The organism is Streptomyces sp. NPDC126499 (genome assembly GCF_040302485.1).
Classification (GTDB): Bacteria; Actinomycetota; Actinomycetes; order Streptomycetales; family Streptomycetaceae; genus Streptomyces.
This window is the reverse complement of the sequence record NZ_JBEOUO010000014.1, coordinates 96,950-111,863: the sequence shown is the minus strand read 5'-3', so window position 1 is coordinate 111,863 and position 14,914 is coordinate 96,950. Positions and strand designations below refer to the sequence as shown.

The window sequence follows — 14,914 nt, the reverse complement described above, 5'->3', positions numbered from 1 at the left end:
GCCCCGCACCCCGCCCCCCACAGGGCCCCGTCACACCTTCCCGTCCACCGGCAACACCGCACTCACCCGGAAACCACCCGCGTCCGTCGGACCCGACACGAACACCCCACCCAGCCGCGACACCCGCTCCCGCATCCCCACCAGACCGTTCCCCCCACTCGGCAGCCCCGCACCCGCCACCGCCGCATCCGACGGACCGTTCTCCACCTGCATCGCGACCTCCCCCTCCCGATGCGCCAACCGCACGACGACCTCCGCACCCGCCGCATGCTTGTGCACGTTCGTCAACGCCTCCTGCACCACCCGGTACGCCGTCCGCTCCACCTCCACCCCGTACCGCCGCCGCTCCCCCGACACCACGAGCTCCACCACCGCACCCGCCTGCCGCGACTGCTCCACCAAACCCTCCAGAGCGTCCAGACACGGCCCACCGTCCTCCGCCGCGGCCTCGGCGGCAGCCGCCGCCGCACGACCCACCGCCGCCAGCGGCACCGACTGCGCGGAAGCACCCGCAGCCCCCTCCCGCAGCACCCCCAACATCTCCCGCAACTCCGTCAACGCCTGCCGGCCCATCTCCCCCACCAGCGCCGCGTTCCGCACCGCCTTCTGCGGATCCTTCAACGCCACCGCCTGCAACGCCGCCGCGTGCACCACCATCAACGACACCCGATGCGCCACCACGTCGTGCATCTCCCGCGCGATCCGCGTCCGCTCCTCCTGACGCGCCCACTGCGCCCGCTCCTCCGCCCGGTCCGCGAGCAACGACAGCTCCTGCTCCAGACTGTCCGCCCGCTCCCGCAACGACTCCATGAGCCGACGCCGCGCCCCTATGTACAGGCCGAACAGCACCGGCGGAGCGTTCAGCCCCAGCGTCATGAACATCGACACGACCGGCACGTACCAACCGCTCGGATCGAAATCCGGCTGCCCCGCGTCCGCCTCCGCGACGTCCTGGCGCATCCGCACCACCGTCACGACGTACACGGCCACCGTCGACATCCCCGCGAGGCCGGCCGTATACCGCCGAGGCACCTCCGACGCCGCCAGCGAATAGAGACCGACGATCCCCATCAGGAAGCCCATCTCCGCCGGCGTCACCGCGATCGAGACGAGCACCACCGTGATCGGCCACCGCCGCCGCACCAGCAGCACCGACCCCACCACCAGCCCGAACACCACCCCCACCGGCACCGGCACCGGCACCGACGCCTCACGCGCGAACCCGACCCCCTCGAGCCCACACTCCAGCGCGGACGCGACGGCCAACGCCACGTCCAGCACCACACTGCGCCGTCTCCCCCACCACCACCAGCTCCGACGGACCACCTCCGTGCCCGCCGCGTCCCGGTCTGCCCCCGTTGCGGTCATGCCTTCCACCCTACGGGCGAGGGCCACCGGTTTTCCTGGCGCGTCGACGCATCCACACACCAGTCCCTCGAACTGGTGAATCGACCGCACTTTCGACCCGGACGTCCGCATTCCGGACGAACCTCGTCCCATGACACCCGAAACGAACCGCTACGCGGACTTCGAGACCCCGCGCGAACAAGCCGTCGCGTTACGCCGCGAAGGCCTCAGCCTCCGCCAGATCCGCGACCGCCTGCAGATCTACAACAACGACCTGCTGAACAGGCTCGTGAAGGGCGAACCCCCACCAGACTGGACCCGCCGCCCCCGCGCCAAGGACGACCTCCGCGCCCGCGCCCGCGAGCTCCGCCTCCAGGGAATGACCTACGACAGCGCACCAAGGAGGCCGCCGCGCGCGCGGTGGGCTCACTCTCCGAGCGCGAACTCTTCCTGGTGGGGGTGGCCCTCTATTGGGCCGAGGGCACCAAGGACAAGTCGTACGCCCGCCGGGAACGGGTAACGTTCGTGAACAGCGACCCCGGCATGATCCGGACCTTCATCGCCTGGCTCGACCTGCTGGGCGTGGAGCGGGAGCAGCACGCGTACCACATCATGATCCACGAGACTGCCGACACTTCTGCCGCCGAGCAGTACTGGGCGGAGGTCACAGGTGCCGCACCCGAGCAGTTCGGCAAGCCGGTCATCAAACGCCACAACCCCAAGACCGTGCGCAAGAACGTCGGCGACGGCTACCAGGGCTGCCTCGCCATCCGCGTTCGCCGAAGCGCCGACCTGTACCGTCGCATCGAGGGCTCCTGGTACGGCATAGTGGAGGCCGTCGAGGCACGGGACTGACAGATGTCCGTTTCGACCTCTTATGCCATCCCCTGTGGTGTAATGGGCAACACGGGTCACTTTGGATGATTTGTTCCAGGTTCGAGTCCTGGCAGGGGAGCTGCTCGGTTCGGGTCCCGACCTCCCCGGTCGGGACCCTTACTCATGTCCGCCCCGGTACCCCCCGGTATCCTTCGGAAGTCCACCACCCGAAAGCCGAAGGGCATTCCCGTGAGCGCCAATCGCCCGGCCGCCGTCGTCGTCCTCGCAGCGGGTGAGGGCACCCGCATGAAGTCGAAGACCCCCAAGGTTCTGCACGAGATCGCCGGGCGGTCGCTCGTCGGGCATGTCGTGTCCGCCGCTCGTGAGCTGGAGCCCGAGGACCTGGTCGTGGTCGTGGGGCATGCGCGGGAGCAGGTGAAGGGGCATCTGGACGCGTTCTACGCGGGGACCCGGACGGCCGTGCAGGAGGAGCAGAACGGCACGGGGCACGCGGTGCGGACGGCGCTGGGTGAGCTGGGGCGGGCTCCCGAGGGGACCGTCGTGGTGGTGTGTGGTGACACGCCGCTGCTGTCCGGGGAGACGCTGAAGGCGCTGGCGGCGACGCACGTGGCCGACGGCAACGCGGTGACGGTGCTGACGGCCGAGGTGCCGGATGCGACCGGTTACGGGCGGATCGTGCGGGACGCGGTGTCCGGTGCGGTGACGGAGATCGTCGAGCACAAGGACGCGACGGAGGAGCAGCGGGCGATCCGGGAGATCAATTCCGGGGTGTTCGCGTTCGACGGCGTGCTGCTGGCGGACGCGCTGGGGCAGGTGCGGACGGACAACAGTCAGGGTGAGGAGTACCTGACGGACGTGCTGTCGATCCTGCGGGAGGCCGGCCATCGGGTGGGTGCGTCGGTGGCGTCGGATCACCGGGAGATCCTGGGGATCAACAACCGGGTGCAGCTGGCGGAGGCTCGTGCGCTGCTGAACGCGCGCCTGCTGGAGCGGGCGATGCTGGCGGGTGTGACGGTGGTGGATCCGGCGTCGACGTTCGTGGATGTGACGGTGACGTTCGAGCCGGATGCGACGGTGCTGCCGAACACGCTGCTGCTGGGTTCGACGCATGTGGCGGAGGACGCCGTGGTGGGTCCGAACTCGCGGCTGAAGGACACGAGGGTCGGCCGGGGCGCGCGGGTGGACAACACGGTGGCGGACGGGGCCGTGGTGGGCGAGGGCGCCTCCGTGGGGCCGTACGCGTACTTGCGTCCGGGGACGGATCTGGGCGCGCGGTCCAAGGCGGGTACGTATGTCGAGATGAAGAACGCGGTGATCGGTGAGGGGACGAAGGTCCCTCATCTGTCGTACGTGGGTGATGCGACGATCGGCGAGTTCACGAATATCGGTGCGGCGAGTGTGTTCGTGAACTACGACGGTGAGGCGAAGCACCACACGACGATCGGTTCGCACTGTCGTACCGGTTCGGACAACATGTTTGTGGCACCCATCACGATCGGGGACGGCGCCTACACCGCTGCCGGGTCCGTCATCACGAAGGATGTGCCGCCCGGTTCGCTGGCCGTCGCCCGTGGCCAGCAGCGGAATATCGAGGGTTGGGTGGCTCGGAAGAGGCCGGGGAGCGCCGCGGCGCAGGCCGCTCAGGCTGCCAGTGAGAAGTCCGCCGGCGAAAGCTGACCGGAAACGAGTACGCCGAACTCGGCGTACCGTGATACGTGCACACAAATTCGGCTGGCTCGCACGCGCGCACGGGAGCGCGGGGTTTTTGCGGCCAGAGAACCCGTCGAGGAGACAGTGCTGTGACCGGGATCAAGACGACCGGCGAGAAGAAGCTGATGCTCTTCTCCGGCCGCGCCCACCCCGAGCTGGCCGAGGAGGTCGCGCACCAGCTGGGTGTCGGCATCGTGCCGACCAAGGCTTTCGACTTTGCCAACGGTGAGATCTACGTCCGTTTCCAGGAGTCCGCGCGGGGCGCGGACTGCTTCTTGATCCAGAGCCACACGGCTCCGATCAACAAGTGGATCATGGAGCAGTTGATCATGATCGATGCTCTGAAGCGGGCTTCGGCCCGGAGCATCACGGTGATCATTCCTTCGTATGGCTATGCCCGTCAGGACAAGAAGCACCGTGGTCGTGAGCCGATCTCGGCGCGTCTGGTGGCGGATCTGCTGAAGACGGCGGGTGCGGACCGGATCCTGACGGTGGACCTGCACACGGACCAGATCCAGGGCTTCTTCGACGGTCCGGTGGATCATCTGTCGGCGCTGCCGGTCCTCGCGGACTACGTGGGTGCGAAGGTGGACCGGACGAAGCTGACGATCGTGTCTCCGGACGCGGGTCGCGTGCGGGTGGCGGACCGGTGGTGTGACCGTCTGGACGCGCCGCTGGCGATCGTGCACAAGCGTCGTGACAAGGACGTGGCGAACCAGGTGACGGTCCACGAGGTCGTGGGTGACGTCGAGGGTCGTGTGTGTGTGCTGGTGGACGACATGGTCGACACGGCGGGCACGATCTGCGCGGCGGCGGAGGCGCTGTTCGCGCATGGTGCGGAGGATGTGATCGTGACGGCGACGCACGGCATCCTGTCGGGCCCGGCGGCTGATCGGCTGAAGAATTCGAAGGTGAGCGAGTTCGTGTTCACGGACACGCTGCCGGATCCGAGTTCGCTGGAGCTGGACAAGATCACGGTGCTGTCGATCGCGCCGACGATCGCGCGTGCGGTGCGTGAGGTGTTCGAGGACGGTTCGGTGACGAGCCTGTTCGAGGAGCAGTGAGCTTCGGCTCGTAGCTCGTGGCTCGTGGCTCGTAGCTGATGTAAGGGTCGCTTCCCAGGGGGAGGCGGCCCTTACGCGTGCTCCTCGTGCCCCTCGTGCTCCGGCCGGGCGTGATCCATTTGGGCGGTTCGGGTGGGGCCGCTAGACTGTCGTGGTTGCTCGGCGAGGGAGGCCGTACCCGCATGTGGGTCCGGCGGTCCGTTATCGACGCGCTCTTCGTAGCAGGCCATCGGCAGTCGTGGCCGGGTGACAGTCGTATCCGTCACCACACATACGAGGAGTGCACATGTCCGAGGTCAAGCTCGCCGCTTCCCTCCGCACCGAGTTCGGCAAGGGTGCCGCCCGCAAGATCCGCCGTGACGCCAAGGTTCCCGGTGTCCTCTACGGCCACGGTTCGGACCCGATCCACCTGACCCTTCCGGGCCACGAGCTGACGCTGGCGCTGCGTACGCCGAACGTCCTGCTGTCCCTGGACATCGAGGGCCGTGGCACCGAGCTGGCGATCCCGAAGGCTGCTCAGCGCGACCCGCTGAAGGGCTTCCTGGAGCACGTCGACCTGCTGCTGGTCCAGCGGGGCGAGAAGGTCACCGTCGAGATCGTCGTCGAGACCGAGGGTGACCTGGCCCCGGGTGCCTTCCTGGTCGAGAACGTGCTGAACACGATCTCCGTCGAGGCCGAGGCCACCCACCTGCCCGAGGCCGTGACCGTGTCGATCGCGGGCCTGCAGGCCGGTGACTCGATCCACGCCAAGGACATCGAGCTGCCGAAGGGCGCGACCCTGGTGACGGACCCCGAGGCCGTCGTCATCCAGATCCTGGCCGCGCAGGCCGAGGAGCCGGCCGCCGAGGGCGAGGCCGCCGAGGGCGCCGAGGCCTGAGCCGTAGGCTCTGCCTGACGTGACGGGGTGACGGACCGGGAACGGTCCGCCACCCCGTTTCTTTCTGTTGCGAGGACGAGGAGACGAGACGCAGATGACGGACGACGCGAACGCCCCCTGGCTGATCGTCGGCCTCGGCAATCCGGGCCCGGATTACGCGGGCAACCGGCACAACGTGGGGTTCATGGTGGTGGACCTGCTGGCCGAGCGGATCGGTGGGAAGTTCAAGCGGGCGCAGAAGGCGCAGGCGCAGGTGGTGGAGGGCCGGATGGGTCCGCCGGGGCCGGCGAACCGCCGGGTGGTGCTGGCGAAGCCGATGTCGTACATGAATCTGTCGGGCGGGCCGGTGACGGCGTTGCGGGACTTCTACAAGGTGCCGACGGCGCATGTGGTGGCGGTGCATGACGAGCTGGACATCGACTACGGGGTGCTGCGGCTGAAGATCGGTGGCGGTGACAACGGGCACAACGGTCTGAAGTCGATGACGAAGGCGATGGGCGCGGAGTACCACCGGCTGCGCTTCGGGATCGGCCGGCCGCCGGGTCGGATGCAGGTGGCCGATTTCGTGCTGAAGGATTTCTCTTCGACCGAGCGCAAGGAGCTGGACTATTTCGTGGACCGGGCGGCGGATGCGGTGGAGTGCCTGGTGACGGAGGGTCTGGAGCGGGCGCAGTCGGCGTACAACTCCTGACCTGGTTCGGGTACGACTGTACGATCGCGGGTCATGACGCATGCCCGTAACGCCGCCGTGGCCCTCGTCGTCCTGCTCCTCGTGGTCGCGGGCGCGTGGTCGTCCTGGAACACGGCCCAGCATGTGCTGTTGCCGAAGGGGCGGGAGCACGGCACGTTGGTGGTGACCGGTTGCAACGAGGAGATGTGCAGCGGGCGTTATGTGTCGGATGATCCGGCGTCGCCGCATCACACGCTGAGGATCGCGCATTCGGTGGCGGCGCGGAAGGGCGAGACGCTGCCGGTGGTGGTGAAGCCGGGTACGGACGAGGCGGTGCGGACGGGCTGGGGTGGCGGTCTGCACGCGTGGCTGCCGCTGGGCGGGGCGTTGGTGCTGGCGGCGCCGTTGGTCGGGGGCGGGATGCGGATGGTGCGGACGGCGTGGGCGCTGGCGGGGGCGGGGGCGGCGGTGCTGGTGGGGGCGTTCTTCGCGTTGTAGGGCGGCGGGGCGGGTGGCTGTGGGGGATGGCCGGATCGTTATGCCCCTTGGGTTAAGGGTGACTTAAGGCGACGGATAGGCTGCCCCCGCCACCTCCCACGGCATCCTTCTCATCTCTCAGATGGACAGCAGCCCTATGCGACGTACCCTCATTTCCGCCGCCACGGTGGTCAGCACCGTGACCGCGGCTTCCCTGCTGCTCGCCCCGGTCGCCTCCGCCACCGGTAAGCCCAAGGGCGACAACGGCACCGTGAAGATCCACGACTCCAAGACCGGGGAGGAGCTCAAGCACAACGAGCCCAAGGTCTGCTCCTTCTACGTCGACGCGTTCGGCTTCGACGCCGGGCAGAAGGTCCAGTGGCACATCGAGGCCTGGGCCAACAACGAGCAGGAGAAGGGCGACACGGTCAAGGAGGGCACCCTCGTCCTCGACGCCGACGGTCACGAGCGCACCGCGGACATGACGCTCCCGAACGGCCAGTACAAGCTGTTCTGGAACTTCGAGGGCGAGAACGGCCGGGCCAAGCAGAAGGTCTTCAAGACCGACTGCCCGCCTGGTGAGGAGAACCCGGGCAAGCCGACCGACAAGCCCTCCGGCAAGCCGTCGGACAAGCCGTCCGGCACCCCCTCGACCACGCCGTCCGGCACGCCCGGCACCGAGACGCCCGGCTCCTCGGAGTCGCCGTCGCCGTCGGCGTCCGCGTCCACGCCGGCGGGTGGCGCCACCACGGCGCCCGGTGCCGGCGGCAACGGCGGCAACGGCGGCGCGGAGGGTGACCTCGCCGAGACCGGCTCCAGCGCCCCCGTCGGCATCCTGGCCGCCGTGGCCGTCGCCCTCGCGGGTGCCGGTGCGTTCCTGGTGAGCCGTCGTCGTAAGGCGCAGCAGCACTGACCTAGCCCGTCATGACGGTGCCCCCGCGGGTGTTCCCGCGGGGGCACTGTCATGTGCGCCGGGACGCCGGGAGGGCGTCAGCCGGTGTTGCGCAGGCCGGCGGCGACGCCGTTGACGGTGAGGAGGAGGGCTCGGGCGAGGAGCGGGTCGGGGTCCTCGCCGCGTTCGGCGGCGGCGCGCTGGCGGGCGAGGAGGGCCACCTGGAGGTAGGAGATGGGGTCGAGGTAGGCGTCGCGGATGGCGAAGGTCTGCTGGAGGACGGGGTTGGAGTCGAGGAGCTTCTCGCCGCCGGTGATCTTGAGGACTTCGGCGACCGTGAGGGCGTGTTCGGCCTCGATGGTGGCGAAGACGTGCTTGAGCTCGTCGGGGACGAGGGTGTCGACGTAGTGGCGGGCGATCCGCAGGTCCGTCTTGGCCAGCGTCATCTCGACGTTGGAGAGGAAGTTGCGGAAGAAGTGCCAGTTCTCGTACATCTCGCCGAGTACGGCGTCGAGGCCGGCCTCGCGCAGGGCCTTGAGGCCGGAGCCGACGCCGTACCAGCCGGGGACGATCTGGCGGGACTGGGTCCAGCCGAAGACCCAGGGGATGGCGCGCAGTCCGTCGAGGCCGGCGCCGGAGTCGGGGCGCCGGGAGGGCCGGGAGCCGAGGTGGAGGTCGGCGAGCTGGTCGACGGGGGTGGAGGCGAAGAAGTAGGCGGGCAGGTCGGGGTCTTCGACCAGGCGCCGGTAGGCGGAGTGGGCGGCGTCGGAGACGGTGTCCATGGCCGCGTCCCAGCGGGCGAGGGCCTCGTCGGACTGGCGCGGCGCGGTGTGCAGGGCGGAGGCCTGGAGGGTGGCGGCGACGGTGAGTTCGAGGTTCTCCCGGGCGAGCGACGGGATGAGGTACTTGTCGGAGATGACCTCGCCCTGCTCGGTGACCTTGATCTCGCCCTCCAGGGTGCCCCAGGGCTGGGCGAGGATGGCGTCGTGGGAGGGGCCGCCGCCGCGGCCGACGGTGCCGCCGCGGCCGTGGAAGAGGCGCAGGCGGACGCCGTAGCGGTGGGCGACGTCGCGCAGGCGGCGCTGGGCGCGGTGGATCTCCCACTGGCTGGTGGTGATGCCGCCGAACTTGGAGGAGTCGGAGTAGCCGAGCATGACCTCCTGGACGTCGCCGCGCAGGGAGACGAGGCGTCGGTAGGAGGGGTCGGCGAGCATGTCGTTGAGGATGACGTCGGCGGCGCGGAGCTCGTCGGTGGTCTCCAGGAGCGGGACGATGCCGATCTTGGCCCAGCCGGCGTGGAGGTCGATGAGTCCGGCCTCGCGGGCGAGGACGGTGGCGGCGAAGACGTCGTCGGCGCCCTGGCACATGGAGATGATGTAGGACTCGATGACCTCGGGGCCGAAGCGTTCGAAGGCTTCCTTGATGGTTCCGAAGACGCCGAGGGTCTTGGCGCCGGCGGCGTCGAGGGGCGCGGGGGTGGGGGCGAGGGGGCGGCGGGAGCGGAGTTCCTTGGCGAGGAGCTTCTGCCGGTAGTCGCGCGGCATGTCGGCGTAGCGCCAGGATTCCTCGCCGAGGCGGTCGAAGAGCTGGCCGAGGGCGTGGTGGTGGGCTTCGGCGTGCTCGCGGACGTCCATGGTGGCGAGCTGGAGGCCGAAGGCGGAGAGCGTGCGGATGACGCGGTCCATGCGGCCGTCGGCGAAGAGGCCGCCGCGGTGTTCGCGCAGGGAGGTCTGGATGAGGGTGAGGTCGCGCAGCAGTTCGGCGGTGCCGAGGTAGTCGCGGCCTTCCTGGTGGGGGGTGCCCTTGGCGAGGCGTTCGCGGGTGTTGAGGAGCTTCTGGCGGACGCAGGTGACCTTGAGCCGGTAGGGCTCCTCGGCGTTGAGGCGCTTGTAGCGGGGGCTGATCTCGGGCAGCAGTTCCAGGTCCTGCTGGAGGGAGTCCAGGAGTTCCTGGGTGGCTCCGGCGTAGCGGATGGAGTTGGAGAGCAGGCCGCGGAGGAAGTCGACGAGTTCGAGGGCGTCGGTGATGCCGTGCTCGTGCTGGAGGATCAGGACGTCCCAGGTGACCTGGGGGGTGACGTTGGGGTTGCCGTCGCGGTCGCCGCCGATCCAGGTGCCGAAGGTGAGGGGGCGGGTGCCGGCGGGCAGCTCGAAGCCGACGCGTTCCAGTTCGGCGGCGAGGTCTTCCAGGACGTCGCCGACGGCGCCGGCGTGGAGCTCGTCGAGGTAGTAGATGGCGTTGCGGGCCTCGTCGGCGGGCTCGGGGCGCACGACGCGCAGTTCGTCGGTCTGCCAGATGAGGTCGATGTTCTCGGCGAGCCGGAGGTCGGTGCGGCGCCGGTCGGCCTGGATGACGGGGGTCTCCAGGAGGGCGGCGATGCGCCGGAGCTTGTTGAGGACGGAGCGGCGGGCGGCCTCGGTGGGGTGGGCCGTGAAGACGGGCCGTACGTTGAGGTTCTTGATCGTCTCGCGTACGTGGGCGGGGTCGCCGTCCTTGAGCATGTCGGCGGTGCGGGCGAGGAGGCCGCCCTCGGCGGCGCGCTTCTCGCGCATCTCGCGGCCGCGGTGGACCTGCTCGGTGACGTTGGCGAGGTGGAAGTAGGTGGAGAAGGCGCGGACGAGCTTGGCGGCGGTCTCCAGCTCGACGCCGCGCAGCAGCTCGGCGGCGGCTTCGCCGTCCTCGCGGGTGAGGCGGCGGACCTTCTCGACGAGGTCGAGGAGCTCGTGGCCCTCCTGGCGGACGAGCGTCTCGCCGAGGAGGTCGCCCAGTCGGCGGATGTCGGAGCGCAGTTCGGCGCTGGCGTTGGAGGTCTGGTCGGCACTGCTCACAGGTGCGGCTCCTTGCAGTGTTCAAGCACGTCTGGAGGGGTACTGGAGGCTTGCGGACCGCGCTGTCCGACGCTCCCAGGATAGGTGTCCATTCCCTGGACATCGGCGAGGGTCCCGCTTGTGCCCTCTTGCCGCGTGCCGCCGCGCTGCCATACTTACGTCGCCGTAGGTTACGCGACCGTAGCCTCGGGCGATCTTTCCGTACCCCCCCACCCTCGACCCCCCAGGGACACGTATGACCATCAGCCCCGAGATGACCCCGGCGTCCGGTGCGCCCGACGCGGCGGAGGGCCTGCCCTCCGCGACGCTCGGCGGGGACAGCAAGCGTTCCATCGAGCAGATCACCCTGTTGCTGTTCATCACGGTGCCGTTCGCGGCGCTGGTCGCGGCGGTGCCGCTGGCCTGGGGGTGGGGGGTGAGCCTGCTCGATCTGGGTCTGATGACGGCGATGTACTTCATCGGCTGCCACGGCATCACGATCGGCTTCCACCGGTACTTCACGCACGGCTCGTTCAAGGCGAAGCGTCCGCTGCGGATCGCGTTGGCGATCATGGGTTCGCTGGCCGTGGAGGGGCCGCTGGTGCGCTGGGTGGCGGATCACCGCAAGCACCACAAGTTCTCGGACGCGGAGGGCGATCCGCATTCGCCGTGGCGGTTCGGGGAGTCGGTCCCGGCTCTGATGAAGGGGCTGTGGTGGGCGCACATCGGGTGGATGTTCGACGAGGAGCAGACGCCGCAGCACAAGTACGCGCCCGATCTGATCAAGGATCCGGCGATCCGTACGATCTCGCGTCAGTTCGTGCTGTGGACGATCGTGTCGCTCGCGATCCCGCCGGTGATCGGCGGTCTGGTGACGATGTCGTGGTGGGGCGCGTTCACCGCGTTCTTCTGGGGCTCCCTGGTCCGGGTGGCGCTGCTGCACCATGTCACCTGGTCGATCAACTCGATCTGTCACGCGGTGGGCAAGCGGCCGTTCAAGTCGCGTGACCGTTCGGGCAACGTGTGGTGGCTGGCGGTGCTGTCGTGCGGTGAGTCGTGGCACAACCTGCACCACGCGGATCCGACCTCGGCGCGGCACGGTGTGCTGCGGGGGCAGATCGATTCCAGTGCCCGGCTGATCCGCTGGTTCGAGCGGCTGGGCTGGGCGTACGACGTGCGCTGGCCGGCCAGGGAGCGGATCGACGCCCGGCGGCAGCGCGTGCCCGCAGACGCGGCATGATGGAAGACGTGGCGATCGACGGCAGTACCAGCAGCGCGAGCGAGCAGCAGAAGCCCCGGCGTGGCCGCCGGGTGAGGATGACCGGCGCCGAGCGCCGGGAGCAGCTCCTCGACATCGGTCGCACGCTCTTCGCGGAGAAGGGTTTCGAGGGCACGTCGGTGGAGGAGATCGCGGCGAAGGCCGGGGTCTCCAAGCCGGTGGTGTACGAGCACTTCGGCGGCAAGGAGGGCCTGTACGCGGTCGTGGTGGACCGGGAGATGCGCCAGCTCCTCGACATGGTCACCGGTGCGCTGACCGCCGGCCATCCGCGTGAGCTGCTGGAGCAGGCGGCGTTCGCGCTGCTGGACTACATCGAGCGCTATACGGACGGCTTCCGGATCCTGGTCCGTGATTCGCCGGTCGCGCAGTCGACGGGCACGTTCGCCTCGCTGATCAGTGACATCGCCACGCAGGTGGAGGACATCCTGGGTCTTGAGTTCAAGGCGCGGGGTTTTGATCCGAAGCTGGCGCCGCTGTACGCGCAGGCGCTGGTGGGCAGTGTGGCGCTGACGGGGCAGTGGTGGCTGGACGTGCGCAAGCCGAAGAAGGCGGAGGTCGCCGCGCATCTGGTGAATCTGGCCTGGCACGGTCTTGACGGTCTGGAGCAGAAGCCCCGGCTGATAGGGCATCGCAAGAGCTGAGCGGGCATCGCCGAGAGCCGACCGCCGGTGACGGGGGCGCCGCACGTGGGTGGGGCGCCCCCGTCCGTAACATCAGGCGGCCTTCCGTGCGACGGCGAAGATCCGCCGGAAGGGGAACGGGGTGCCGTGGGGTCCGCGCGGGTAGGCCTCGCGCAGCAGGTCGCGGTACTGGGCGAGGAAGGCCTCGGTGGCGGCCCGGTCGTCCCTGAGGGCGGTGAGCACGGGCCTGAGGGCGGTGCCCTTGACCCAGTCGAGCACGGGGTCCTCACCGGGGAGCATCTGGTGGTACGTGGTCTCCCAGACGTCCGTCTCGCAGCCGAGGTCGGTGAGCCGCTGCAGGTAGTCGGCGGCGTCCAGGATGTGGACGAACCGCCGGCCGAGGTCCCCCACCCGGTCGCGCCACTCCGGGGTCTCGCACAGTTCGCCGAGCAGGGCGTGGCTCGGCGAGGTGAAGTTGCCGGGCACCTGGAAGGCGAGGGTGCCGCCGGGCCGGAGTCCGTCGATCCAGCAGGCGAAGGACTCGGGGTGGTTGGGCACCCATTGCAGGGCCGCGTTGGAGACGATCAGGTCGTAGGGCTCGTCGGGGGTCCAGTGGGCGGCGTCGGCGGGCCGGAAGTCGAGCCATCCGCCCCCCGCGGTGGTGCCCGCCCAGTCCTTCTCGGCCCGTTCCAGCATCTCGGGCGAGAGGTCGAATCCGGTGATGTGTGCGTCGGGCCAGCGCTCGGCGAGCAGGACGGTGACGTTGCCGGGGCCGCAGCCGAGGTCGGCGATCCGGGCGGGCCGGCCGCCGTCGGGCAGCTGCGGTATTCGGGCGAGCAGGTCGAGGAAGGGTCGGGTGCGGTGTCCGGAGTGACGCAGGTACTGCTGTGGGTCCCACGTTGGCGCGGCCGAGTCCACGGAATACATGTTCGAAGCCCCCTTGCTGGAATGAGATACCGAAGCGGAACGGAGTTCCGGCCCGGTCTCTTCCCCATAGTCCAGGAGAATATATCTCGATGCCAAGATTCTTGATGTCGACAATAACGATGGCAAGAGACTTTATGTCAACAGACCCTCTACACTGATCGTCATGGAGGACGAGGTCGACCGACTGGTCGCTGCATGGCGCCGCGAGCGCCCCGACCTCGACGTGGAACCGCTCGAGGTGCTCAGCCGTGTCTCACGCCTGGCCCGCCACCTGGACCGCGCCCGTCGGCTCGCGTTCTCCGAGCACCAGCTGGAGCCGTGGGAATTCGACGTCCTGACGTCCCTCCGCCGGGCCGGCGCGCCCTACCAGCTCTCCCCCGGCCAGCTGCTCACCCAGACCCTGGTCACCTCCGGCACCATGACGAACCGCATCGACCGGCTCGCCAAGAAGGGTCTGGTCGAACGGCTCCCCGACCCCAGCGACCGGCGCGGCGTGCTTGTCCGCCTCACCCCCGAGGGCCGCGACCGCGCTGACCAGGCCCTCGCCGGCCTGCTCGCCCAGGAGCGCGCCATCCTGGCCCGCCTCTCCCGCACCCAGCGCGGCGAACTGGCCGCCCTGCTACGCCAGTTGACCGCCCCGTTCGACAACATCCCCGGCTGAGGGACCGTCCTCCACCGGCCCGACCCCGGCCCGCCGCGCCAGCGCCACCGCCGCCAGCGTCGAGTGCACCCCCAGCTTCCCCAGCACGTTCTGCATGTGCGTCCGCACCGTGTGGGGGCTCAGGAACAGCCGCTCCGCGACCGCCTTGCGCCCGAGCCCGGCGACCATGCAGCGCAGCACCTCGCGCTCCCTCGGCGTCAGCGACTCCACGAGCCGCTCGCTCTCCGTACGGTGCCGGCGGGCCTCCGTCAGCTCCCGCAGCACGCCCGTGAGCAGCGCGGGCGGCAGATGCGTCTCGTCGCGCAGCACCCCCCGCACCACGGCGAGCAGCCGCTGCAGCGAGCAGTCCTTGGCCACCCAGCCCCAGGCCCCGGCCTGCAGGGCGAGCGCCGCGCGCCGGGCGTCGTCCTTCTCGGCGAGCACCACCACCCGCACCCCGGGGCGGGACTCGCGCAGCTCCCCGGCCCAGGCCACCGCGTCGGCGTCCCCCAGATCGGCGTCGACCAGCATGACGTCGAAGCGCCGCCCCTCCGCCGCGCCCCGGTCCAGACAGCGCAGGGCGGCGGGCCCGCTGCCCGCCGCGGCCACGTCGATGTCGGGCTCCGCAGCGAGGGCAGCGGCCAGCGACTCGGCGAAGACCCGGTGGTCGTCCACCACCAGAACCCGGATACGGGCCACGGACACCCCCAATCGTGCGAGGAAGCCCGGCGCGGGCACGGCAGCGGAGGGAGGGCGGGTCCGCCGGG

13 protein-coding genes, 1 tRNA gene and 1 pseudogene are annotated in these 14,914 nt (G+C 69.8%); 11 read left to right on the top strand and 4 right to left on the bottom strand.

The window, feature by feature from the left end:
- Positions 1-30: 30 nt before the first annotated feature.
- Positions 31-1,368, bottom strand: coding sequence for a histidine kinase (locus tag ABTZ91_RS21820; RefSeq protein ID WP_352078847.1), 1,338 nt, complete (start codon positions 1,366-1,368; stop codon positions 31-33).
- A 130-nt stretch (positions 1,369-1,498) separates the two neighbouring features.
- On the opposite strand from ABTZ91_RS21820, the pseudogene ABTZ91_RS21815 reads away from it, so the two are divergent.
- The 8 genes and pseudogenes from ABTZ91_RS21815 to ABTZ91_RS21780 all read left to right on the top strand — a co-directional run bounded on the left by ABTZ91_RS21815 (position 1,499) and on the right by ABTZ91_RS21780 (position 7,895).
- Positions 1,499-2,202, top strand: a pseudogene (locus tag ABTZ91_RS21815) (hypothetical protein).
- Between the two features lie 28 nt (positions 2,203-2,230).
- Positions 2,231-2,302: transfer RNA gene (locus tag ABTZ91_RS21810), tRNA-Gln, on the top strand.
- Positions 2,303-2,412: 110 nt separating this feature from the next.
- Positions 2,413-3,861 (top strand): bifunctional UDP-N-acetylglucosamine diphosphorylase/glucosamine-1-phosphate N-acetyltransferase GlmU, encoded by a 1,449-nt coding sequence (glmU, locus tag ABTZ91_RS21805; protein WP_352078846.1) that lies wholly within the window; start codon positions 2,413-2,415, stop codon positions 3,859-3,861.
- Positions 3,862-3,983: 122 nt separating this feature from the next.
- Entirely contained in the window at positions 3,984-4,958 is a 975-nt protein-coding gene (locus ABTZ91_RS21800; RefSeq protein ID WP_352078845.1) for a ribose-phosphate diphosphokinase, read from the top strand.
- A 286-nt stretch (positions 4,959-5,244) separates the two neighbouring features.
- Positions 5,245-5,835, top strand: a complete 591-nt coding sequence (locus ABTZ91_RS21795; protein ID WP_352078844.1) for a 50S ribosomal protein L25/general stress protein Ctc — start codon at positions 5,245-5,247, stop codon at positions 5,833-5,835.
- Between the two features lie 94 nt (positions 5,836-5,929).
- Positions 5,930-6,526 carry an aminoacyl-tRNA hydrolase gene (pth, locus tag ABTZ91_RS21790; protein WP_352078843.1) on the top strand — a complete coding sequence of 199 codons (597 nt, stop codon included), beginning with the start codon at positions 5,930-5,932 and terminating at the stop codon, positions 6,524-6,526.
- Positions 6,527-6,559: 33 nt separating this feature from the next.
- Positions 6,560-7,003, top strand: a complete 444-nt coding sequence (locus ABTZ91_RS21785) for a hypothetical protein (RefSeq protein ID WP_352078842.1) — start codon at positions 6,560-6,562, stop codon at positions 7,001-7,003.
- Between the two features lie 136 nt (positions 7,004-7,139).
- Complete coding sequence (locus ABTZ91_RS21780) at positions 7,140-7,895, top strand: LPXTG cell wall anchor domain-containing protein (protein WP_352078841.1); 756 nt, start codon at positions 7,140-7,142, stop codon at positions 7,893-7,895.
- A gap of 77 nt (positions 7,896-7,972) precedes the next feature.
- On the opposite strand, the gene ppc is transcribed toward ABTZ91_RS21780, so the two are convergent.
- Positions 7,973-10,702 carry a phosphoenolpyruvate carboxylase gene (gene ppc / locus ABTZ91_RS21775; RefSeq protein WP_352078840.1) on the bottom strand — a complete coding sequence of 910 codons (2,730 nt, stop codon included), beginning with the start codon at positions 10,700-10,702 and terminating at the stop codon, positions 7,973-7,975.
- 235 nt (positions 10,703-10,937) lie between these two features.
- Here ppc and ABTZ91_RS21770 point away from each other — a divergent pair, with 235 nt between their 5' ends.
- Both ABTZ91_RS21770 and ABTZ91_RS21765 read left to right on the top strand, forming a co-directional pair.
- Positions 10,938-11,921 carry a fatty acid desaturase gene (locus ABTZ91_RS21770; protein WP_352078839.1) on the top strand — a complete coding sequence of 328 codons (984 nt, stop codon included), beginning with the start codon at positions 10,938-10,940 and terminating at the stop codon, positions 11,919-11,921.
- A complete protein-coding gene (locus ABTZ91_RS21765; protein ID WP_352078931.1) occupies positions 11,921-12,601 on the top strand; it encodes a TetR/AcrR family transcriptional regulator in 681 nt (226 codons plus the stop codon). The genes ABTZ91_RS21770 and ABTZ91_RS21765 overlap by 1 nt, the downstream gene beginning before the upstream one ends.
- 72 nt (positions 12,602-12,673) lie before the next feature.
- Here the strand turns inward: ABTZ91_RS21765 and ABTZ91_RS21760 are convergent, their stop codons facing one another.
- Positions 12,674-13,507, bottom strand: coding sequence for a trans-aconitate 2-methyltransferase (locus ABTZ91_RS21760; protein WP_352078838.1), 834 nt, complete (start codon positions 13,505-13,507; stop codon positions 12,674-12,676).
- Positions 13,508-13,670: 163 nt separating this feature from the next.
- Here ABTZ91_RS21760 and tamR point away from each other — a divergent pair, with 163 nt between their 5' ends.
- Entirely contained in the window at positions 13,671-14,168 is a 498-nt protein-coding gene (gene tamR, locus ABTZ91_RS21755; protein WP_352078837.1) for a MarR family transcriptional regulator TamR, read from the top strand.
- Here the strand turns inward: tamR and ABTZ91_RS21750 are convergent.
- Positions 14,127-14,846 (bottom strand): response regulator transcription factor, encoded by a 720-nt coding sequence (locus ABTZ91_RS21750; protein ID WP_352078836.1) that lies wholly within the window; start codon positions 14,844-14,846, stop codon positions 14,127-14,129. The two genes, tamR and ABTZ91_RS21750, sit on opposite strands and share 42 nt — an antisense overlap.
- Between the last annotated feature and the right edge of the window lie 68 nt (positions 14,847-14,914).

Bases quoted from the DNA above. Each gene is read 5' to 3' on its own strand.
- ABTZ91_RS21820 (WP_352078847.1), bottom strand. From the start codon at position 1,368: ATGACCGCAACGGGGGCAGACCGGGACGCGGCGGGCACGGAGGTGGTC.
- ABTZ91_RS21795 (WP_352078844.1), top strand. From the start codon at position 5,245: ATGTCCGAGGTCAAGCTCGCCGCTTCCCTCCGCACCGAGTTCGGCAAG.
- pth (WP_352078843.1), top strand. From the start codon at position 5,930: ATGACGGACGACGCGAACGCCCCCTGGCTGATCGTCGGCCTCGGCAAT.
- ABTZ91_RS21785 (WP_352078842.1), top strand. From the start codon at position 6,560: ATGACGCATGCCCGTAACGCCGCCGTGGCCCTCGTCGTCCTGCTCCTC.
- ABTZ91_RS21780 (WP_352078841.1), top strand. From the start codon at position 7,140: ATGCGACGTACCCTCATTTCCGCCGCCACGGTGGTCAGCACCGTGACC.
- ABTZ91_RS21770 (WP_352078839.1), top strand. From the start codon at position 10,938: ATGACCATCAGCCCCGAGATGACCCCGGCGTCCGGTGCGCCCGACGCG.
- ABTZ91_RS21765 (WP_352078931.1), top strand. From the start codon at position 11,921: ATGGAAGACGTGGCGATCGACGGCAGTACCAGCAGCGCGAGCGAGCAG.
- ABTZ91_RS21760 (WP_352078838.1), bottom strand. From the start codon at position 13,507: ATGTATTCCGTGGACTCGGCCGCGCCAACGTGGGACCCACAGCAGTAC.
- tamR (WP_352078837.1), top strand. From the start codon at position 13,671: ATGGAGGACGAGGTCGACCGACTGGTCGCTGCATGGCGCCGCGAGCGC.